Below are 20,187 nucleotides of genomic sequence, written 5' to 3'. Positions count from 1 at the left end.
GATATGATGAGGAGGGTATGACCATGGCAACGAGACAATCAGTTGAAGACTTCTTAGCAAAAAGCAGTGAAGTGTATGACAGTGCTTCAGAGCAGTACGAAACGTATTTAAAACAGGAGCATTTTAACGATCCGGAGTACATTGAAGCACAAGTAAAGCTTGAAGATCTCGTGAATGAGCTGAATAAATTGACATTAAGCGCAAACGACCAGCAAAAGGAGCTGCTCTACCGAACTCGTTTGCAGCTTCAATCCCTGCAAAATCAAATGATTTTGAAAAAGTCATATCAAAAATAAGATGAATCCTTAAATAGGGTTCATTTTTTTATTTTAAAAAAAGTTGACACATAAAAGAGATGTATGTATTGTTATGTGTGTATTAGATGAACTAGTACACATAATGGTATTGTTACAAAGAGCAATAATTAATAAATAAAGGAGCAAAAAACATGAAAATGTTAAAGGATGATCATCGGGTATCTTCCATCGCAAAGAAACAGAAAAGAAAAAAGCTTTTCCTAATTCTTTCAGCCCATGCAATCGCCTGTTTATTGCTTTTTTCGTTTGCAGCCGCGGCCATTGGAATACAAAAAAATCTCATTCCGAAATGGCAAGGCAAAGAATCTCTCACAACCATTTCAATTGTCGGATCTGAGCCGCGATAGAAAAAGAATGAATGAAACAGACTTTTCAATAATAAACGCAGCTGGCATTTTTGAAAACGGGAGTGAAATTCATACAGAAAGAAGGGATATTCATGATAGAAATCGATCCGCGAAGCTCTACACCCATTTACGAGCAAATCATCCAGAAAATTAAAGAGCTTTGTTTAAGAGGTATCATGAAACCCGGTGACAAGCTCCCATCGGTACGCGAAATGGCAAGCATGATCATTGCGAATCCCAACACCGTCAGCAAAGCCTATAAAGAGCTGGAAAGAGAAGGCGTTATTGAAACACTGCGTGGTAGGGGTACTTTTATTTCTGAAACGGCGAAAATGTCGCTTGATGAAGGTAAGGTCACAATGATAAAAGAGCAATTAAAGCAGATTATCATCGAGGCGCATTACGCAGGTGTTGACATGACGATGCTTCACGATTGGATAATTGAGATTACAGATGAGGTTAAGGGTGAAACGAATGATTGAGCTTAAAAATATTTCGAAAAAAATGGGCAGCACACAGGTACTGAAAGATATTTCATTCCAATTGGAGGAAGGAGAGATTTTCGGCTTGCTTGGAAGAAACGGTTCCGGAAAAACGACTCTCCTTCGTGTGATTCAGCAAATCATTGCTCCAGACAGCGGAGAGGTATTCTTCAAGGGGATCCGTATAAAGGATCATCCGAAAGTAAAAAGAAATATCGCCTTCATGCCGGTGCAACAGCCCTTTTATGACAAATATAACTACAAGCAGCTGGTTGAGTTGCTGAGAACGATTTATCCCGATTTTGATGTAACCTACGCTAACGAATTGATTAATCGGTATGATATATCGGAAACGACAAAGTTTCGTGAACTGTCTACCGGGCTGAAGAAACAGCTGTCTCTTGTTCTCACACTTGCGATCAAGCCTGCCGTTATATTATTAGATGAGCCTACTGATGGCATTGATGCGGTTACGAGGCATGATGTTCTGCAATTGCTGATTGATGAAGTAGCGGAACGAAACACAACGATTCTGATCACGTCCCATCGGCTGGAGGATATCGAGCGAATGTGCAACCGGATCGGATTTATGGACGATAACGAGCTTAGCCAGGTGATGGATTTAGATGAGCTCAAAGCCGATTATACAAAGCTTCAGGTCGTATTTGAGGATGACGTCAATTTGAAAATCAGAGAACAGGGGATTTCAATTTTAGATAAGGCAGGAGTTTTCTACACCTTGCTTTTGAGAAAAGATGAAGAAGAAAACAAGCGATTTTTAAAGTCCCTCAATCCAAAGGTTTGGAATGAAATCCCGGTTAGTCTGGAAGAAGTCTTTATTGCGAAGTTTGGAGGGAAGCGGAGATGGTAGACCGGGGCTTGCTTTTTAAAGAATGGAAGCAGCATCAGGCCATGCTGCTCGTGATTTGTATCACCACAGTGTTTGCCTATCCGATTTATATATTGTCCGAATATGCGGGATATCGCGGGTGTATGAAAGAATATGATATTGAGAATGGAATTTCATGTCATTTTTTCTTAGACGGAAGTTCACTGCAAATGTTTATTTTAGCTGGAATTATTCTTGCAATTATCCAAATTGGGGTTGAGCGCAATAAAGGAACGATGGATTTTACGTTGAGCCTTCCGTTTCATCGAAAGACGATTTTCCGGTCTAAAGCTTTTATCGGCACACTAATCATTTGGGGATCTCAATTGCTGTCTTTTATTTTTTCGCTTTGTCTAATCGGAATCCTGAGGCCGGACATAGAAAATTTTTATACGGGATATCTGTGGAGCACGTTAACCTGTTTTATGCTTTATATGCTGGTTATGGCTGCAGGAACTATGACCGGAAGCGTCGTAGCGCAAGTAATGGTTGGTTTCACGGCTTCGATTCTACCTTTAATGGTTATCGGCCTGCTTATTGCACACGTTGATTTGGTGATTGGAAACCGGTGGTTAGGGATGATGACAATGGATGCGTTAAATACCATATTAGTCTATCTCACCCCACTGGCCTATTTAAGTACGGAATTCAATGATAAGCCGGTGTTTGTTATGCCAATTATCCTCACTGCCTTGTTTTACTGGATAGGGCTGGTTTGTTTCGATAAGCTTCCGAATGAGAGAGAGGGTTACTTTTTCTTAGCGGAGAAGTTGAATAAACCAGTTCAGGTCCTCGTAATAAGCTTTGGGATATTAGGCTTTGGAATATTCGGTTATTCCTCCAGCCAATCCGTTTTCGGTTATCTGCTGGGAGTGGTAATAGGCGGCGTTATCGGTTTTCTTTTGAGTTACTTTTTGATCTTTAAAAAATCAAAAATATGATTTCAGAAATAAAAAATGAGAGGAGATAAACCTATGATTGAAGTAAAAAACGTCTTTCATTCGTTTAAAATTGGCAAAAAAGGAAGGGAAAATGAGATTCCTGTATTGAAAAACATTTCTCTTTCCGTAAAAAAAGGGGAAATCGCCTGCGTTGTCGGTCGAAGCGGCTCTGGTAAGTCTACGTTGCTTAATCTAATTTCAGGCTACATAAGCCCGACCAAAGGGCAAATCGTAATCGAAGGGACGGATGTGACTTCTTTTAATGAAAAAGAATGGGCCAGATTCCGTCTGGAACATTTCGGTTTTATTTTTCAAAGCTTTCAGTTAATTCCGGGCTTAACGACATATGAAAATATTGAACTGCCGCTTAGCTTAAAAGGTGTCGGCAAAGCTGAAAGGAAAACGAGAGTCGAAGACATGCTGAAACGGGTCGGACTGGAAAACCACAGCGGCCATTATCCAAACGAGCTGTCAGGCGGGCAGCAGCAACGTGTCAGTATTGCAAGAGCACTTATTTTAAATCCTTCGATTATATTGGCAGATGAACCAACAGGAAGCTTGGATTCGGAAACAGAGGAAGAAGTTTTGAGCTTCATCAAACAGCTGAACAGAGAAAGAGGCATCACCTTTATCATCATTACCCACGATGACGAAGTGGCTTCGATTGCAGATACAAAATACCACCTTCACGATGGTGCATTTACAAAAGGAGGGGAATCTGTTGAAGTTTAGTGATCAAATTCGGTTTATCCGAAGAAATATGAAAAAAAACAAATTGCGAGTTTTTATGACCATTTTAGCGACGACGATGTCTTGTGCTTTTCTCATTGTTCTGGCCTCTGTCGGATTTGGAATTCAGAAAATGGCGATGGATGAGATCCTTAGCAATCAGACCGTTACTCAAATTAGTGTGGAAGGAAAAGGCGAACAAGCGGAAGCAGCGTCCAAAGAAGATTTGGCTTCCTATCAGAATCGTGAGCACGTCGCAGCGATTGTAGAAAGAACAGAAGTTTATGAGCCGGTTGAAGCAAATTTAGATAATCGCACGAATAATCAGGCACAAATTGTTTTTACAGACATGGAGGAAGAATTAAAGTCAAACATGGCTTTGGAAAAAGGAAAGATTCCTGAGTCGGCCAATGAAATCGTCGTCGGCTATGATTTCGCAAGTCAGTTGTGGACGAAGCAGGAACAAGAAGATTACAATAAACAAACGGAACAAATATCTGAGACCCAACAAGGGGAAATAGACAAGCCTCAAGGATATCCGGAAGATATAGTTGGGAAAAACATCAAGTTAAAGGTTTCAAAAACGAATCCTGAAACGGGACAAGCGGATCAAGAAAAAACCTATGATTTTAAAGTTGTCGGGGTTACAGAACAGAAAGCACGCGATTGGCAACAAGATTCATCGGTTTACCTTAGCAATGACTTTCAAGGGGATATCGGTAATTTCCTAGGTTTAAGTGAAGAAAATGGGAATATGGCTAAAACATTAAATGTATATGCGGATCAGCTTGAAAATGTCACTGAAGTAACGAATGCACTTAAGGACGATGGATTTCTTGTATTCTCCGTTACTGAGCAGTTGGATCAAATGAATGTATTTTTCACGATTTTTAAAGTCGGTCTTATCTTTGTCGGATTAATTGCAATCATTATCTCTTCCATCGGCATATTTAACACGATGACGATGGCTGTGACAGAAAGAACGCAGGAAATCGGCATTATGAAAGCCGTTGGGGCTGATCCAGGAATCATCAGAAAAATATTTTTGATGGAAAGTACGTTTATCGGCTTGATTGGCTCCGTTATTGGTATCATTATTTCCTATGTGGTCAGCGTAGCTGTTAATTTCATCTTGCCGTTAATCTTGAATAGCACTGTAGAAGGCGGAGTTGGTGAAGATTTTCAAATGACCTTTTCTTATATCCCGATTACACTTGTAATCATTGCGACAGTGATTAGCGTAGGAATTGCGACGCTATCAGGGTTAAACCCGGCGATAAAAGCTACAAGAACGAATGTCCTTACAGCGCTTAGAAGAGAATTGTAAGACCCTTTTTACCCTCTGCTCATTAGAAGCAGGGGGTAAGATTTTTTCGCAGTAAAAGAAAGCTTGTCCTAAATATTGAAAAAATAGGTAATTATGACTGTTAGAAAAATAATTCATTTGAATCAAGATTGAAGCCCTATCTTACACATATAATGGAAGAAACAAGCTTTTTTTGTTTATAATATTAATACATGAAATAATTATTTGCCGCTAACAACAAATCATCGTTTACGAGTAGTGGGCTTTCCGCGTCTATAGAGACTATAGGAAGGTGATGATGATAGAATGCTGCAACATGTACTTATTGCGTGTATGATCGGGGGGATGATGGGAATCCTTGGGCACATAAAGAAGAAAGGAAGAATTGAAAAACCGAGGATGACCAAAAGATTTATTTATCTAGGGTTTATTGAAGACATAATTGTCGGGATGATCGCCTCTGCCCTTCTCGTCTTATCAGCTAATCCCGAGTCAGGTGTTCAGCTTGTCATTTTATCGATAGTTGCCGGATACAGCGGCGAAGCTGTTCTCAGAAGCTTTGATTTTGTAAGGGAACAACAGAACCAAAACACAAATGAACCCAAAAAGAAAGACGAAACTCCACACTAAGACTCGCCTCACACTCTCACTTTTCACTACATTTCCATTCTATACAAATCTGCTTGCACTTATGAACACAATTCTATAAAATACTAGTAAGATTAGCTTATAGTAAGAACATTGAAGAGGAATAGTAAGAAACTGGCTTTTTCTAGAGAATTGGCGGTTGGTGCAAGTCAATATTAAGCTTATTCTGAACTCGCCTCGGAGTTGCAATGTTTCATAAAGCATTGCCGTCCATCAACGTTATTGATATCAAGTGAGTATGCGTTTTTTGTATGCTAACAAGGGTGGTACCGCGGGAAACCCTCTCGTCCCTTTTCAGGGATGAGGGGTTATTTGTTTTTTTGTAATAATCTGAATATTTTTTGCGGAAATCTCCCATCTTGTAATATAAGCAATATGGAAGAAGGAGGTCTTGATTATGAGTTTTTCTCATCAACAAATCGAGAAAAAATGGCAAAAGAAATGGGAAGAAGAAAAAACTTTTGCTACAAAAGAAAATAATCATAAAAAATTTTATGCACTAGACATGTTTCCGTACCCTTCAGGAGCGGGGCTTCACGTTGGCCATCCGGAAGGATACACAGCAACAGATATCGTATCAAGAATGAAAAGAATGCAGGGCTTCGATGTCCTTCACCCAATTGGCTGGGATGCGTTCGGTCTTCCTGCAGAGCAATATGCAATTGATACGGGAAATGATCCAGCGGTCTTTACGAAGAAAAACATCGATACATTCCGCCGCCAAATTAAAGCGCTTGGCTTCTCTTATGATTGGGACCGTGAAGTAAATACAACCGATCCTGAGTATTACAAGTGGACGCAGTGGATCTTCCTTAAGCTTTATGAAAAAGGCTTGGCCTACGTAGACGAAGTGCCTGTGAACTGGTGTCCGGCTCTTGGAACCGTCTTGGCAAATGAAGAAGTAATTGACGGGAAAAGTGAGCGGGGCGGCCATCCGGTTGAACGGCGTCCGATGAGGCAATGGATTCTTAAAATTACCGCTTACGCAGATCGCTTATTAGAGGATTTAGAAGAGCTTGATTGGCCAGAAAGCTTGAAAGACATGCAGCGTAACTGGATCGGCCGCTCTGAAGGAGCCCATGTTCATTTCCAAATTGATGGACATAATGAAAGCTTTACCGCCTTTACAACGAGACCTGACACACTGTTTGGTGCTACCTATTGTGTACTTGCACCAGAGCATCCTTTTATAGAAAAGATTACAACAGCTGAGCAGCAATCTGCTGTAGCGTCATATGTGAAAGAGGTACAAGCAAAAAGCGATCTTGAAAGAACAGATCTTGCTAAATCCAAAACAGGTGTATTTACAGGCGCTTACGCAATCAATCCTGTTAGCGGCGAGAAAATGCCAATTTGGATCGCAGATTATGTCCTTTATTCATACGGTACAGGAGCCATCATGGCGGTACCTGCGCACGACGAACGCGATTATGAATTCGCAAAAGCATTTGAGCTTCCGATCATAGAAGTTGTAAGCGGAGGAAATGTTGAAAAAGAAGCCTATACAGGTGACGGAAAACACGTGAACTCCGGCTTTTTAAACGGACTTGGCAAACAGGAAGCAATAGAAAAAATGATTGAATGGCTTGAAGAAAATAAAGCAGGCGAGAAAAAAACCACCTACAGATTGCGCGACTGGCTGTTCAGCCGCCAACGTTATTGGGGCGAGCCTATTCCGATTATTCATTGGGAGGATGGAACTTCGACAGCGGTACCTGAAGAAGAGCTTCCATTGCTGCTTCCGAAAACAAATGAAATTAAGCCAAGCGGTACGGGAGAATCACCGCTCGCTAATATTAAGGAATGGGTCGAAGTAACTGATCCGGAAACCGGAAAAAAAGGACGCAGAGAAACCAATACAATGCCGCAATGGGCAGGGAGCTGCTGGTACTTCTTGCGGTACATTGATCCGCATAACCCAAGTGAGCTTGCCTCCCCGGAAAAATTAAAAAAATGGCTGCCAGTCGATATATATATTGGCGGAGCCGAGCATGCGGTGCTGCATTTGTTATACGCGAGATTTTGGCATAAATTCCTTTATGATATTGGAGTCGTGCCTACTAAGGAACCTTTCATGAAGCTATTTAACCAAGGAATGATTCTTGGAGAAAATAATGAAAAAATGAGCAAATCTAAAGGAAATGTCGTCAACCCAGATGATATTATTAAATCTCACGGAGCAGATACTCTCCGGTTGTATGAAATGTTCATGGGTCCTCTTGACGCATCAATTGCCTGGTCTACTACAGGGCTGGACGGAGCCCGCCGCTTCCTTGACCGTGTATGGCGTTTGTTTATAGAGGGAGATGACAGCCTTAGCAGCAAAATTAGCGAATCGTCCGAACAGCAGCTGGAGCGTGTCTACCACGAAACCGTTAAAAAGGTCACTGAAAATTATGAAGACCTTCGCTTCAATACGGCGATATCCCAGCTAATGGTATTTGTTAATGAGGCTAATAAAGCTGATAAGCTGCCAAAAGAGTACGCAGAAGGCTTTGTTAAGCTTCTTTCTCCAGTCGCTCCTCACCTTGCTGAAGAGCTTTGGAGCAAGTTGGGCTATACAGAAACAATCAGCTACGAAGCTTGGCCTGCTTACGATGAGAGCAAGCTTGTGGAAGACGTTATAGAAATTGTTATACAAGTCAACGGAAAGCTGAAGGCCAAACTGAATGTCCCGGCTGATGCATCGAAGAAAGAGCTTGAAGACCTCTCGTTAAGCGATCAGGCAATCAAAGACCAAATCGAAGGTAAAACGATCCGAAAAGTTATTGCTGTACCAGGCAAGCTCGTTAATATTGTCGCAAATTAATCAAGTAACCCCTTAAGCAACATGCTTAAGGGGTTCTGTTTTGCGCGATTTTTGTCGAATAATCGATATATTTAATATTTCGTCGATAAGTACTCTATTTTCGCTGATATATTTTAAAAATCGCCGATATATTTGAAATTTCGCTGAAAACTCTAAGCGAATCTTTTCCTACAAAAATAAATATTGCTGTATAAAATAAAACGCTTCCATGATACACTTTATTTTATAAAGGAGCTACATTTGAAAGGGGAGAAAGTTTTGGGAAAATTAAAAGTTGGAGTTATTGGCTGCGGATCAATTGCAACGATTCGTCACCTGCCAGAGTATGCTGCAAATCCCTACACCGAGCTTGCTGCTGTTTGTGATGTGAATCAGGAAAGGGCACAGCAAACAGGTGACCTGTATCAAACAAAGGCTTATACAGATTATCAAGAACTTTTTGCCAATGAGGATCTCGATATTGTTAGCGTTTGCACCCCTAACTACCTTCATGCACAAATATCAATTGCCGGACTGGAAGCAGGGTGTAATGTGCTTTGTGAAAAGCCGATGGCCACAAGCGCAGAGGATGCCCAGATGATGATTGAAGCAGCGAAGCGAAACGGGAAAAAATTAATGATCGCCCACAACCAAAGATTTGTAAAATCTCACCAAAAAGCGAAGGAGCTGATTGCCAAAGGGGAAATCGGCAAGGTTGTCAGCTTTCGAACATCCTTTGGACATCCGGGACCTGAGAATTGGAGTGTAGATGGACAAAACAGCTGGTTTTTCAGAAAACATGAAGCATATATCGGGGCAATGGGTGATTTAGGCGTACATAAGGCAGATTTAATTCGTTTTATTCTAGGCGATGAAGTGAATGAAGTAGCAGGCTTCGTTGACACCTTGTCAAAAAAAGCTGCTGATGTTGATGATAATGCTGTCTGTATTCTGCGAATGGAATCCGGAGCGATCGGAACACTTGCTGCCAGCTGGTCTTATCAAAAGGAAGACAATTCAACTGTGATTTACGGTGAAAAAGCTGTGTTAAGGCTTGAAGATCATCCGGACTATTCTTTAACAATTCATTATCAAAACGGAGAACAGATTTTTTATGATATTGGAGGCATCCAGACGAATGATACAGGAGGCCAATTTGGCTCGCAGGTCATTGACCATTTTGTATGGTGTATTCAAAACGATGAGCAACCTGAATCTCATGGAGAGGATGCGAAAAAATCTATTGAAGTCGTTCTCGCTGCTTTAGAGTCAAGTGAAAGCAAATCCTTCATTCCGTTGCACAGAAATAAAAACCACATAACATGAGGGGGAATTTTCGTGAAAGTTGGCTTGCAGCTTTACACCATTCGCGACTTATTGGCTAAGAATGTGGAGCAGGTAATGGAAAGAGTGTCGTCATTTGGATATGAAGGCGTGCAGTTTGCAGGTTTTTATGATCAATCCTCTGAGGAAATTCTCCGCCTGCTCAAGATGTATTCCTTACATCCTGCAGGCAGCCACGTCGATCTGGAGCTGCTTTCAAAAGAGAAAATACAAGAAACGATGGAGTACCATCATACGATTGGAAACCGTCTGTTGATTGTCCCTTATGTAGAAGAAAACGAACGAAAAACAAAAGATGACTACAAACGGCTGGCGGAGAAGCTGAATATCGCAGGAGAACAGGTTCAGAGAGAAGGCTTCTCGCTTGCTTATCACAACCATGATTTTGAATTTTCCAAAGTGGAAGGGAAGCTGCCCTTAGATCTGTTAACTAAGGAAACAGTACCAGATTATGTTTCCTTTGAGCTTGATGTTTACTGGGCAAAATATGCTGGCTTTGATCCTATTTCGATTATGCTGAAGCTTGGCAGCAGATTGAAATCTCTTCATGTTAAGGATATAGCAAAAAAAGAGGGGAAAACAGTAAGTACTGTGATCGGCAACGGTGAAATTGATTGGCTGAAATTTGCATCCTATGCTGCAAAATTAGAAGTAGAGTGGCTGATTGTTGAGCAGGAGCATTTTGAGAAAGATCCTTTAGTGGAAACAGAGGAAAATTACCTTCGTTTACACTCTATTCTGAAAGAAATGAGGTCTGCACAATGAAACTAGGTGTATTTACTGTATTGTTTGCTGAGAAAACGTTTACTGAAATGCTAGATTACGTGAAGGAATCAGGGCTTGATGCTGTTGAAATCGGTACTGGCGGGTATCCGGGAGACGCACATTGTCCGCTTGATGAACTGTTGGAAAACAGTGAGAAAAGAGAAGCATATATGCAGGAAATTGAAAAAAGAGGCTTGACTGTCAGTGCTTTCAGCTGTCATGGAAACCCTGTTTCACCAGATGCGGAATTTAGAGAGGTCTCCCATCAAACGCTGGTAAAAACGATTGAATTGGCAAAACTGACAAATGTACCGGTCGTCAATTGTTTTTCCGGTACGCCTGGTGCTGATGAAGAGGCGAAACATCCGAATTGGCCGGTAGCTCCGTGGCCGAATGAATATGGCGAAATTCTTGCGTGGCAGTGGGAAAATAAATTAATCCCGTATTGGAAGGAAATTGGCGAAATCGCTGAAAAAGCAAATGTAAAAATCGGCATAGAGCTTCACGGAGGCTTCTTAGTCCATACTCCGCATACGATTCTTAAGCTGAGGGAAGCGACATCTCCTGCCATTGGCGCCAATGTCGATCCGAGCCATTTTTGGTGGCAGGGCATTGATCCGGTCGGAGCGATCAAAATACTGGGCAAAGAAAACGCGATTCACCATTTTCATGCAAAGGATACCTATTTGGATCAGGACAACATCAATCGTTATGGCTTAACGGATATGCAGCCTTATAGCGAGATTCAAACCCGTTCGTGGAACTTCCGGTCAGTCGGCTGCGGACACAGCCTTGAGGAGTGGTCGAATATCATGAGTGCTCTGCGGATTTATGGGTACGACGGAACCGTAAGCATTGAGCATGAAGACCCTCTTATGTCTATTGAAGAAGGGTTTAAGCGCGCGGTTACGAATCTGAAATCAGTGTTATTAACAGAAAGCCCTTCCCAAATGTGGTGGACATAAAGGGAAACTTCAATAAGTGGAGGTGCTAGGATTCTTCGTTTACACTCTTTTTACAGCCCGATAATGCGGCATAAATAGCAAGAGCAGCCTTTCGTTTGTTATAATACATGATGAAAAGGAGCTGAGCGAAAATGAGCGTAAAAGAAATAACACCTGATGAACTAAAGGATCTGCTTGAAAGGGGAGAAACGATAAATATCGTTGATGTACGGGAGGATGAAGAAGTGGCAGAGGGAATGATCCCTGAAGCCGTTCATATCCGTATGGGAGACATTCCTGAAAAGCTGGACTTTTTTGCTGAAAACGAGGACTATATATTTGTTTGCCGTTCCGGGCGAAGAAGCGAAAACGTTTGTCTCTATTTGCAGGAGCATGGCATCAATTCAACGAATATGGTTGGCGGAATGCTCGAATGGTCCGGCGAAACTAAACCTAAGCTGTAAGGTCGGGGTTGTATAAATCTCTCGGAAACGGTGCAAATAAAGCCGGGAATGGTGCAAATAACGCCGGACCGGTGCAATAAACGCCGGACCGGTGCAAATAAAGCCGAGACCGGTGCAAATAAAGCCGGAAACGGTGCAAATTCCCCAGAAACAGTTTAATTCACCTTGGGTCACATATCAATCTTTCCTTAACTTTCTCTCATATTTTGACTTGGACAAAAATAGTCATAATAGTAGAGAAAGGGGAGGGACAAGATGTTGAAGGTTGCCATTTTTGATGAAGAGCATGAAAAAGATCTTCAAAATGAAGTCAATCAATTTTTAAAAGAGTTATCCGATAATCAATTTATTGATATAAAATATACGGTTTCGGCTGTTTGTGATCCAACAGGCGAGCAGCTCTATTGTTTTTCAGCTATGATCATTTACCGTAAATAGAATAGGCTTTGGAGAATTTCTTCTCCAAAGCCTATTTGCTTAAAGCATATTCAGCGGAATTAAGGCCGGCTAGCCGGCCTGTAACGAGTGCAGAAGTAATATTATATCCGCCTGTGTATCCGTGAATATCTAAAATTTCACCGCAGAAATAAAGCCCTTCTTGCTTTTTCGATGCCATTTTCTTCGGATCAATTTCTTTTACCGAGACTCCCCCTCCGGTCACAAACGCTTTTTCAAGCGAAAGTGTGCCATCCGCACGGACAATGAGTTCCTTGCAATCTTGAATGAAGCCTCGGAATTTCTCTTTAGACAAGGTAGAATAGGTGTCCTCGGGCTGAATCTTGTTTCTTTCAAAAAGAAATAATAAATAGCGCTCTTGCATCCATGGTTTCAGCACATTTTTGATGGCTTTTTTTGGCGCTGCTTTTAAATCACTGGTCATCTTTTGTAAAAGCTCTTCTTTATGAATGGCTGGAAAAATATCAATTTTCAGCTTCACTTGGTCCTGTTTTTTCAATTCCTTAACGACAAACTGGCTGCATCGAAGAATAGCGGGACCAGACAGGCCGAAATGGGTGAAAATCATATCCATCACATGCGTCACGACGGGTTTGCCTTTTTTATTCAATACGCTGACACCAGCATCTCTGAGCGATAAACCTTGCAGCGTTTTTTGTTTAATAAAGGGCTCATTCGATGTAATAGGAACCTCGGTGGGGAAAAGCTCAGTAATCCGGTGCCCTGCGGCTTCCGCCCACACGTATCCATCCCCTGTGCTTCCAGTGTGCGGAACGCTTTTACCGCCTACAGCAACGACAACAGCGCCCGCTTTTATTACCTCATCATTCGCAGTAATAATTCCTTTCGCACGCCCATTTTCATACATCACTGATTTCACTTTTTCAGTTGTTCGAATATGTACGCGATATTTCTTAAGCTGATTGAGCAAAACATCCACGACTGTTTGTGCCTTATCGGATACAGGGAACATCCGCCCGTGATCTTCCTCTTTCAGCTTGATTCCGAGATGTTCAAAGAACCTGATAATATCTTCATTATTAAATTCTGAGAAAGCGCTGTATAAAAAACGGCCGTTTCCAGGAATATGCTGAATCAGCTCATCGATTGGCATCCGATTCGTTACATTGCAGCGGCCTCCGCCTGAAATTGCAAGCTTTCTTCCCAATTTGTTACCTTTATCAATAAGGAGCACTCGGGCTTTTTTTTCGCCGGCAGCAATCGCCGCCATCAACCCGGAAGGACCTCCTCCTATTACGATTACGTCATATGCAGACAATCAGGATCCCGTCTTTCTTTGTATATTTGAAATTATAGTATAACGAAAAATGACGGTTTCTAAAAGTTCATGTATGTCACCTTTATTTTCTAAATAGACATTCTTACCAGTTGGCCGCGTACTTATGGTAAAATAGAAAAGTTGAATCTTAGACGAGAAAAATGGTGATTGGCATATGTCGAATAAATTGTTGAGAGGAACGTTTATCTTAACATTAGGTACATATATATCAAGAATTTTAGGAATGCTTTATATCGTGCCGTTTGGGGCAATGGTGGGCGTAACCGGAGGAGCATTGTTTCAATATGGATATAATCAATATACAATCTTTTTAAGTATTGCCACAATGGGTTTCCCTGCTGCTGTATCAAAGTTTGTTTCAAAATATAATTCGATCGGCGATTATGAGACGAGCAGAAAAATGTTTCATGCGGGCATGTCTGTCATGCTCGTTACTGGCATGATCGCGTTTTTGCTGCTTTACATGCTGGCTCCTAACTTAGCTGAAGCCGCTCTTGGCGGCAAGGAGAATAATGGAGTTACCCTTGATGATACGATTTACGTCATTCGCATGGTTAGCCTGGCTTTACTTGTCGTTCCGATTATGAGCTTGGTCAGAGGTTTTTTTCAGGGACATCAAATGATGGGACCAACGGCTGTTTCACAAGTCGTAGAGCAAATCGTAAGGATCGTCTTTTTGCTGTCGGCGACATTTATCATTTTAAACGTGATTAACGGCGGGCTTGTCCTCGCTGTTGGATATGCAACATTTGCTGCGCTAATCGGAGCCTTTGGAAGCTTAATTGTACTTATTTATTATTGGAAGAAAAGAAGCACCTCGCTGCTTGCGATGAAACAAAATACAATCCCATCGGCAAATTTGTCCTATGTCCGAATGTTTACTGAACTATACAGCTATGCACTTCCATTCGTATTCGTCGGTCTTGCGATTCCTCTTTATACGTATATTGATACGAATACGTTTAATAAAGCAATGATCGCTGCAGGTTTTGCGGACATCAGCCAGACGATGGTTGCGATTGTAACCCTTTATGTACCGAAGCTGATTATGATTCCGGTCTCACTTGCGACAGCATTTGGATTAACTCTTATTCCGACAATAACAGAATCATTCACAGAGCGAAATTTCAGGCTGTTAAATAAGCAGATTGACCAAACGATGCAGTTGATCCTCTTTTTGCTATTTCCTGCAGTAGCTGGTTTATCGCTATTATCAGGACCAGCTTATTATTTATTTTACGGATCAGATAATTTACATCCTGAGATGGGACAGCCGATTCTTTTTTGGTATTCGCCTGTTGCCTTGCTTTTTGCTTTGTTTACAGTAAATGCGGCAATATTGCAGGGGATTAACAAGCAAAAATTTGCCGTCGTCAGTCTTTTGATCGGAATATTGATAAAAATTGTGCTGAATGTTCCGTTAATTGGTCTTTTTCAAGGCTATGGTTCTATTTTGGCGACAACCCTCGGCTACGGAGCTTCACTGCTTTACGGATTTATTATGATCAAGCGCCATGCTGGCTACTCGTATAAAAAAGTAGTGAAACGATCTTGCTTGATGTTAATACTGACAGGGGTCATGGGGATTTTTGTCTTGCTCACACAGTGGGGCCTATCATTTTTCCTTTCGTACCAAGAGAGCCTTGCACAAGCGGGGATTATCCTGCTTATCAGTGCGATTGTGGGTGGAGCGGTATATTTGGTTCTCGCTTACCGCCTTCATTTAATCGAAAGAATTTTGGGGGCAAACGTTTCCTCATTAATCAAGCACAGAAGGGGGAAGGAGTAAATGAGACTGGACAAGCTCCTGTCCCATACCGGTTTTGGCTCGAGAAAGGACGTGAAAAAACTCATCAAATCTGGGGCAGTACGTATCAATGAACAAGCGGTCAAGAATTCGGATTCTCAGATTGATTTGGAAATGGAGACGGTGACGGTTCATGGAGAACGGGTGGTTTACCGTGAGTTTATCTATTTAATGATGAATAAGCCTCCTGGAGTCCTTTCAGCTACTGAGGATGCCAGGCAAAAAACAGTCGTCGATTTGCTGGATGAGGGCTGCGGGCATTTTGATTTGTTTCCGGTTGGACGATTGGATAAGGATACAGAAGGTTTGTTGCTGCTCACAAACGATGGAGTACTCGCCCATCAACTTCTTTCACCGAAAAAACACGTAGCAAAGACGTATCTGGTACGTTTAAAGAAACCTTTGGAAGAAGTGGATATCGATCAATTGGAATCCGGGGTATGGATTGATGAGGAATATAAAACCAAGCCGGCGAAGGTTGAAAAGCTTCATAATGAAAACTCGCTCACCGAAATTCATTTAACCATAACGGAAGGAAAATTTCATCAAATTAAGCGAATGGCAAAAGCGGTTCAAAATGAAGTGATTTTCTTAAAGAGATTATCAATGGGAAATGTAAAGCTGGACCCGATGCTTGGCAAAGGAGATTATCGGGAGCTTACACAAAAAGAGCTGGAGCTGCTGCAAGGCTCATAGAATTCATAAAAGACACTCCAAAATAGGAGTGTCTTATGTAATTTCTATGCTTGCAATCTTACTTTTTTCCTTGTTGTCTCCCATTTGCCCCTGCTGGGACTATGAACTAATTCGTTATAAGCCAGCACATTTAAATCACGCTGTATCGTTCTAGGTGTAATGCCAAATTCGTCAACGAGCTCTTGGGTAGTCACCGTACCTTTTTCCTGGATGAACATGTAAACTGATTTGATCCTGGTTAGCATACGGTTTGTTGAAGGTTTCAAAAAACCACTCCCTATCATTATGATCGAATGGACTTGATTCAACCGGGAAACATACAACACCATAATCTAAAGGCGGACAAGACAACATAAATAAGCTGTAACTACTATATAAAAATTTATACATATATTATACACGATTTTCTATAAAAATATATAGGTAAAAAGTTGAATTAACAGAATTTTAATATTATTAACCTTATATAAAAGAAAGTTCATTTATTTTTTCTACCATATAAGATGATGAATTTTTATCATCAGGGATGTAAATAAACCCCGTGTTTACTTTATTATATGAAACTTTTTTCAAGTTAGATTCGTATTTCCCTAAAAGAGGTGATAGAGATGAATGACATTCTTCAAGTTCATATTGATGCTGTTGGCTATGAGAGAAACAACTTATCGGTGATTAACAATATTCATTTTACTGTTGCAGAAGGAGAGTTTGTAGGATTAATCGGACCGAATGGAGCCGGTAAAAGCACGACCATAAAAACCATTTTAGGAATTAATAAATTTCACGAAAGCTCAATCGCGTTTAAGCAAAATGCAAGATATGCCTATGTCCCCGAGCAGCCGAGTTTCTATGATGAGCTGACTCTGTGGGAACATCTTGATATTATAGCTGCGTTGTTCGGAATAAAGGATGATGAGTTTGAAAAGAAGGCGATGGACCTTATACATATGTTTTCGCTTGAGGAAGCGGTCCATGGCTTTCCCAAAGAATTCTCAAAAGGTATGCAGCAAAAGCTGATGCTCATCCAGGCTTTTCTCATAGAACCCGACTTATACATCATTGACGAGCCGTTTATCGGGCTAGATCCCATTTCCTATCGTATGCTTTTGGAAAAGCTGAGAGAAGAACAGAAAAGAGGCGCGGGAATACTGATGTGTACACATGTGTTAGATACGGCTGAAAAAGTATGCGACCGTTTTCTTTTTCTTTCGAAAGGAACGATGATCGTTGAGGGAACACTGGCTGAGCTGAACGAAAAAGCGAGGCTGAAGGATGCGTCGCTTATGGACTGTTTTTATCACACAGTGAAAGGTAATACCAACTGATGGGGAGAAATCTATTCTTGAGCAGGCTGAAAGCCCACAGCGTTTATCAATTGAAGGTCATTCGTTTAGTTATCGATTGGACAGTTGCTCTTTACCTTGTGCTCCCGGCTCTTGGTGTGTTCATTTACCATTACATCGGTATCTACAATGGCAGCGTAGAAATTGTCTGGCTTGAAAATACAGGGTGGCCTTGGTTCTATGCTTCGCTCGCATTGCTTGGTTTATTCGGTTCAATGCATACCTTTTTATTGGAGGCTGATCAACTTTATCTGCTGCAGATGAAGAAGACGGTCAAAGAATTGAAGATCTTTGCGTATTGGTACTCCGTTGCTGTACTATTTTTTAAATGGATATTGATCCTTCTTGTGTATGCGCCATTTTTACTAAAGTATTTTCATTATTCGTTTTACTATACAGCTCTGATCATGGGGGTTTTTTTCGCTGTCAATGTGCTGACAGCAAATCTGAAACGCCATATCTCTCCGTTGTACGTTACGCTATGCCAGCTTGTCGTTTTTGCAGCTGTATACGCTTTAATGACCTATTTGAATAGTTATATACTACTGGCCCTGCTGCTCGTTTTTATATATGGAATCATTTATTATCGTTTAAAAATAACAACTGGAGCGGAAGATTTCTTTGACGACGTTTTCCGGCAAGAGCAGAAAAAATTGTTCTTTACTCACTTCTTCTTTTCATTAAGCCGGGATGTGAATCTAGGTAAACCTTCAAAAAAAATAAAAAGAAAACCGATTCTATTTAAAAATTCCAAGCGAATCTATCAAAAAAGGACAATTGAATACGGGTGTAAAGAACTATTTTTTAAGGTTTTGATTCGGAATAATGAGTATAAATGGAATTTAATGCAAACGATTAGCCTTTTTACTGCTTTAATTATTATTGGTCCTCAGTGGATGAAAATATTAGCCGCATTTTTATTTGCTATATTGTTTCGTTATTTTTTATCAATCATTTATGACAAAGTGATGAATACATCTTTTTTAAGTATCGTTGATCGAATGAGCGATCCCTTTATCGAGGCAAAAGCAAAAAGTGTAGCGATTGTTTATTACCCGGCTCTTGCGTGGTGCCTGATCATTCTATTTGCCACGGCATTCCTGTAGCTTGTATTCCGTTGGAAGATAAAGGTACAATGGGTAAAGCTATTAATTGCCTGAAAGGAGATCCATGATGAATTGGGTAAACGAAGTGTTCAAAAGAAAAGAGGAGCTTGTAAAGGATACGCAAATGCTGCTGCAGATAGAGAGTGTGCTTGATAAAGCAACAGCCGCGCAAAAAAAGCCATTTGGGGCCGGAATTGCCCGCTGCTTACAATTCCTTCTCCAAAAAGCAGAGTCTGACGGGTTTACCGTAAAAAATTTAGACGGTTACGCTGCTCACATTGAATGGGGCGAAGGCGAAGAAATTGTCGGAGTGCTGTGCCATATTGATGTGGTACCCCCAGGTGATAATTGGACAAGCGATCCTTTTTCGGCTGAAATACGAGACGGCAAGATTTTTGCAAGAGGAGCGATCGACGATAAGGGACCGACAATGGCGGCCTATTATGCGCTTAAAATTGTAAAGGAACTGAATCTTTCCTTGAAAAAACGCGTTCGCCTCATTATCGGCACCGATGAAGAAAGTGATTGGAATTGTGTAAAGCACTATTTTAAGCACGAGGAAATGCCTGTCCTCGGATTTGCCCCTGATGCCGATTTTCCCATAATAAATTCCGAAAAAGGGCTTATTGATTTTTACTTAAAAAAAGACAATGATGGAGATACATATAAGAATGGTTCGACTGTGCTGCACTCCTTTTCATCTGGCCTTCGGTTAAATATGGTTCCGGGAATAGCCGAGGCTCGACTTCAAACAAAAAATAAGGAACAGATCAAGCGGGAATTCAATGGTTTTTTAGAAAACGGAAAGCTTTCCGGCAAGATCGAAGAAAAAGAAGATTTACTCTACATTCAGTTAAAGGGAAAGTCTGCCCATGCGGCAGAGCCTGACAATGGAGTGAATGCCGGCCTTGTGCTCGCGGATTTTTTGGTTCGGTTCGATTTGGATGAAAACAGCAAAGCGTTTTTTGAACAAATTCTTTCGTTATTTTTTAATGATACGAGAGGGAGAAAGCTTGGAATTGACTGCAAGGACAGCATAAGCGGGGAGCTGACGCTGAATGTAGGAATTCTCGAATACAACCTCGAACAAGGGGGCAAGGCAGGAGTAAACATCCGCTATCCAGTTTCTGAGACGAGTGATCGGATTAAAAAAGCGTTTGAAGATCTTGACCAGTTCCGTTTAGAGAACTTTCACTACAGCAAGCCTCATCACGTGGCGGAAGACCATCAGCTGATTACTGTCCTAAAAAAAGTGTATGAAGAGCAGACAGGCAAGACAGCGGATTTAATTTCAATTGGCGGGGCGACCTATGCACGATCACTTGAATCCGGTGTAGCTTTTGGTCCTTTATTTCCAGGTAAACCAGATACAGCACATCAATCGGACGAATATATCGAAATTGATGACCTGTTGAAAGCGGCTTCTCTTTACGCACAGGCGATTTATGAACTTGCAAGATAAGCTGAGAAGATCCTGAGATTATGGTAATATAATATAGGATTAACCGTTCTCAT

Annotated in this window: 21 protein-coding genes and 1 other annotated feature; of the genes, 19 read left to right on the top strand and 2 right to left on the bottom strand. The window is 41.2% G+C overall.

Annotated features, from left to right (window positions below):
• Positions 1 to 23: 23 nt before the first annotated feature.
• From JOC74_RS18940 to JOC74_RS18875, 14 genes are all read left to right on the top strand, one after another.
• Positions 24 to 296, top strand: a complete 273-nt coding sequence (locus JOC74_RS18940; RefSeq protein ID WP_053603860.1) for a YtzC family protein — start codon at positions 24 to 26, stop codon at positions 294 to 296.
• Between the two features lie 152 nt (positions 297 to 448).
• On the top strand, positions 449 to 664 hold the full coding sequence (locus JOC74_RS18935) for a hypothetical protein (RefSeq protein WP_053603859.1): 216 nt from the start codon (positions 449 to 451) through the stop codon (positions 662 to 664).
• 92 nt (positions 665 to 756) lie between these two features.
• The gene (locus JOC74_RS18930) at positions 757 to 1,146 is read left to right on the top strand and encodes a GntR family transcriptional regulator (protein WP_053603858.1); all 390 of its coding nucleotides are present in this window, start codon (positions 757 to 759) and stop codon (positions 1,144 to 1,146) included.
• A complete protein-coding gene (locus JOC74_RS18925; RefSeq protein ID WP_053603857.1) occupies positions 1,139 to 2,017 on the top strand; it encodes an ABC transporter ATP-binding protein in 879 nt (292 codons plus the stop codon). The genes JOC74_RS18930 and JOC74_RS18925 overlap by 8 nt, the downstream gene beginning before the upstream one ends.
• Complete coding sequence (locus JOC74_RS18920; protein ID WP_211086253.1) at positions 2,011 to 2,976, top strand: hypothetical protein; 966 nt, start codon at positions 2,011 to 2,013, stop codon at positions 2,974 to 2,976. Before JOC74_RS18925 ends, JOC74_RS18920 begins: the two co-directional genes overlap by 7 nt.
• A 33-nt stretch (positions 2,977 to 3,009) precedes the next feature.
• The gene (locus JOC74_RS18915) at positions 3,010 to 3,708 is read left to right on the top strand and encodes an ABC transporter ATP-binding protein (protein ID WP_053603855.1); all 699 of its coding nucleotides are present in this window, start codon (positions 3,010 to 3,012) and stop codon (positions 3,706 to 3,708) included.
• Positions 3,698 to 5,032, top strand: a complete 1,335-nt coding sequence (locus JOC74_RS18910; RefSeq protein ID WP_053603854.1) for an ABC transporter permease — start codon at positions 3,698 to 3,700, stop codon at positions 5,030 to 5,032. The genes JOC74_RS18915 and JOC74_RS18910 overlap by 11 nt, the downstream gene beginning before the upstream one ends.
• Before the next feature lie 285 nt (positions 5,033 to 5,317).
• Positions 5,318 to 5,641, top strand: a complete 324-nt coding sequence (locus JOC74_RS18905) for a DUF4257 domain-containing protein (protein ID WP_053603853.1) — start codon at positions 5,318 to 5,320, stop codon at positions 5,639 to 5,641.
• A 102-nt stretch (positions 5,642 to 5,743) separates the two neighbouring features.
• Positions 5,744 to 5,954: a binding site (T-box leader), on the top strand.
• A gap of 102 nt (positions 5,955 to 6,056) precedes the next feature.
• On the top strand, positions 6,057 to 8,468 hold the full coding sequence (leuS, locus tag JOC74_RS18900) for a leucine--tRNA ligase (protein WP_053603852.1): 2,412 nt from the start codon (positions 6,057 to 6,059) through the stop codon (positions 8,466 to 8,468).
• A gap of 258 nt (positions 8,469 to 8,726) precedes the next feature.
• A complete protein-coding gene (locus JOC74_RS18895; RefSeq protein WP_053606077.1) occupies positions 8,727 to 9,773 on the top strand; it encodes a Gfo/Idh/MocA family protein in 1,047 nt (348 codons plus the stop codon).
• Between the two features lie 12 nt (positions 9,774 to 9,785).
• The gene (locus tag JOC74_RS18890) at positions 9,786 to 10,556 is read left to right on the top strand and encodes a sugar phosphate isomerase/epimerase family protein (protein ID WP_053603851.1); all 771 of its coding nucleotides are present in this window, start codon (positions 9,786 to 9,788) and stop codon (positions 10,554 to 10,556) included.
• The gene (locus JOC74_RS18885) at positions 10,553 to 11,521 is read left to right on the top strand and encodes a sugar phosphate isomerase/epimerase family protein (protein WP_053603850.1); all 969 of its coding nucleotides are present in this window, start codon (positions 10,553 to 10,555) and stop codon (positions 11,519 to 11,521) included. The genes JOC74_RS18890 and JOC74_RS18885 overlap by 4 nt, the downstream gene beginning before the upstream one ends.
• Before the next feature lie 131 nt (positions 11,522 to 11,652).
• Positions 11,653 to 11,964, top strand: a complete 312-nt coding sequence (locus JOC74_RS18880; protein WP_053603849.1) for a rhodanese-like domain-containing protein — start codon at positions 11,653 to 11,655, stop codon at positions 11,962 to 11,964.
• Between the two features lie 255 nt (positions 11,965 to 12,219).
• Positions 12,220 to 12,402, top strand: a complete 183-nt coding sequence (locus JOC74_RS18875) for a sporulation protein Cse60 (protein WP_053603848.1) — start codon at positions 12,220 to 12,222, stop codon at positions 12,400 to 12,402.
• Positions 12,403 to 12,433: 31 nt separating this feature from the next.
• On the opposite strand, the gene JOC74_RS18870 is transcribed toward JOC74_RS18875, so the two are convergent.
• On the bottom strand, positions 12,434 to 13,699 hold the full coding sequence (locus tag JOC74_RS18870) for a BaiN/RdsA family NAD(P)/FAD-dependent oxidoreductase (RefSeq protein ID WP_098945230.1): 1,266 nt from the start codon (positions 13,697 to 13,699) through the stop codon (positions 12,434 to 12,436).
• Positions 13,700 to 13,874: 175 nt separating this feature from the next.
• On the opposite strand from JOC74_RS18870, the gene murJ reads away from it, so the two are divergent.
• Positions 13,875 to 15,509, top strand: coding sequence for a lipid II flippase MurJ (gene murJ / locus JOC74_RS18865; RefSeq protein ID WP_053603846.1), 1,635 nt, complete (start codon positions 13,875 to 13,877; stop codon positions 15,507 to 15,509).
• Positions 15,510 to 16,223, top strand: coding sequence for a pseudouridine synthase (locus JOC74_RS18860; RefSeq protein ID WP_053603845.1), 714 nt, complete (start codon positions 15,510 to 15,512; stop codon positions 16,221 to 16,223). It begins immediately after the preceding gene.
• A 44-nt stretch (positions 16,224 to 16,267) separates the two neighbouring features.
• Here JOC74_RS18860 and JOC74_RS18855 read toward each other — a convergent pair whose 3' ends face one another.
• Complete coding sequence (locus tag JOC74_RS18855; protein ID WP_053603844.1) at positions 16,268 to 16,489, bottom strand: DeoR family transcriptional regulator; 222 nt, start codon at positions 16,487 to 16,489, stop codon at positions 16,268 to 16,270.
• Positions 16,490 to 16,831: 342 nt separating this feature from the next.
• Between JOC74_RS18855 and JOC74_RS18850 the strand changes: the two genes are divergently transcribed.
• The 3 genes from JOC74_RS18850 (at position 16,832) to pepV (ending at position 20,134) form a co-directional block, all read left to right on the top strand.
• Positions 16,832 to 17,548, top strand: coding sequence for an ABC transporter ATP-binding protein (locus JOC74_RS18850; RefSeq protein ID WP_053603843.1), 717 nt, complete (start codon positions 16,832 to 16,834; stop codon positions 17,546 to 17,548).
• Positions 17,549 to 17,565: 17 nt separating this feature from the next.
• Positions 17,566 to 18,672 (top strand): ABC transporter permease, encoded by a 1,107-nt coding sequence (locus JOC74_RS18845; protein ID WP_053603842.1) that lies wholly within the window; start codon positions 17,566 to 17,568, stop codon positions 18,670 to 18,672.
• Between the two features lie 67 nt (positions 18,673 to 18,739).
• Entirely contained in the window at positions 18,740 to 20,134 is a 1,395-nt protein-coding gene (gene pepV, locus JOC74_RS18840) for a dipeptidase PepV (protein ID WP_053603841.1), read from the top strand.
• The last annotated feature ends 53 nt before the right edge of the window (positions 20,135 to 20,187 follow it).

Origin of the sequence: Bacillus capparidis (assembly GCF_017832095.1) — a bacterium.
GTDB classification, from domain to species: domain Bacteria; phylum Bacillota; class Bacilli; order Bacillales; family Bacillaceae; genus Bacillus; species Bacillus gobiensis.
The sequence above is the reverse complement of the archived record's forward strand: the minus strand, read 5'-3'. Positions and strand labels throughout refer to the sequence as shown.

Bases quoted from the DNA above. Each gene is read 5' to 3' on its own strand.
- JOC74_RS18940 (WP_053603860.1), top strand. From the start codon at position 24: ATGGCAACGAGACAATCAGTTGAAGACTTCTTAGCAAAAAGCAGTGAA.
- JOC74_RS18905 (WP_053603853.1), top strand. From the start codon at position 5,318: ATGCTGCAACATGTACTTATTGCGTGTATGATCGGGGGGATGATGGGA.
- JOC74_RS18875 (WP_053603848.1), top strand. From the start codon at position 12,220: ATGTTGAAGGTTGCCATTTTTGATGAAGAGCATGAAAAAGATCTTCAA.
- JOC74_RS18930 (WP_053603858.1), top strand. From the start codon at position 757: ATGATAGAAATCGATCCGCGAAGCTCTACACCCATTTACGAGCAAATC.
- JOC74_RS18850 (WP_053603843.1), top strand. From the start codon at position 16,832: ATGAATGACATTCTTCAAGTTCATATTGATGCTGTTGGCTATGAGAGA.
- pepV (WP_053603841.1), top strand. From the start codon at position 18,740: ATGAATTGGGTAAACGAAGTGTTCAAAAGAAAAGAGGAGCTTGTAAAG.
- JOC74_RS18925 (WP_053603857.1), top strand. From the start codon at position 1,139: ATGATTGAGCTTAAAAATATTTCGAAAAAAATGGGCAGCACACAGGTA.
- JOC74_RS18935 (WP_053603859.1), top strand. From the start codon at position 449: ATGAAAATGTTAAAGGATGATCATCGGGTATCTTCCATCGCAAAGAAA.
- JOC74_RS18915 (WP_053603855.1), top strand. From the start codon at position 3,010: ATGATTGAAGTAAAAAACGTCTTTCATTCGTTTAAAATTGGCAAAAAA.
- JOC74_RS18920 (WP_211086253.1), top strand. From the start codon at position 2,011: ATGGTAGACCGGGGCTTGCTTTTTAAAGAATGGAAGCAGCATCAGGCC.
- JOC74_RS18860 (WP_053603845.1), top strand. From the start codon at position 15,510: ATGAGACTGGACAAGCTCCTGTCCCATACCGGTTTTGGCTCGAGAAAG.
- JOC74_RS18885 (WP_053603850.1), top strand. From the start codon at position 10,553: ATGAAACTAGGTGTATTTACTGTATTGTTTGCTGAGAAAACGTTTACT.
- leuS (WP_053603852.1), top strand. From the start codon at position 6,057: ATGAGTTTTTCTCATCAACAAATCGAGAAAAAATGGCAAAAGAAATGG.
- murJ (WP_053603846.1), top strand. From the start codon at position 13,875: ATGTCGAATAAATTGTTGAGAGGAACGTTTATCTTAACATTAGGTACA.
- JOC74_RS18880 (WP_053603849.1), top strand. From the start codon at position 11,653: ATGAGCGTAAAAGAAATAACACCTGATGAACTAAAGGATCTGCTTGAA.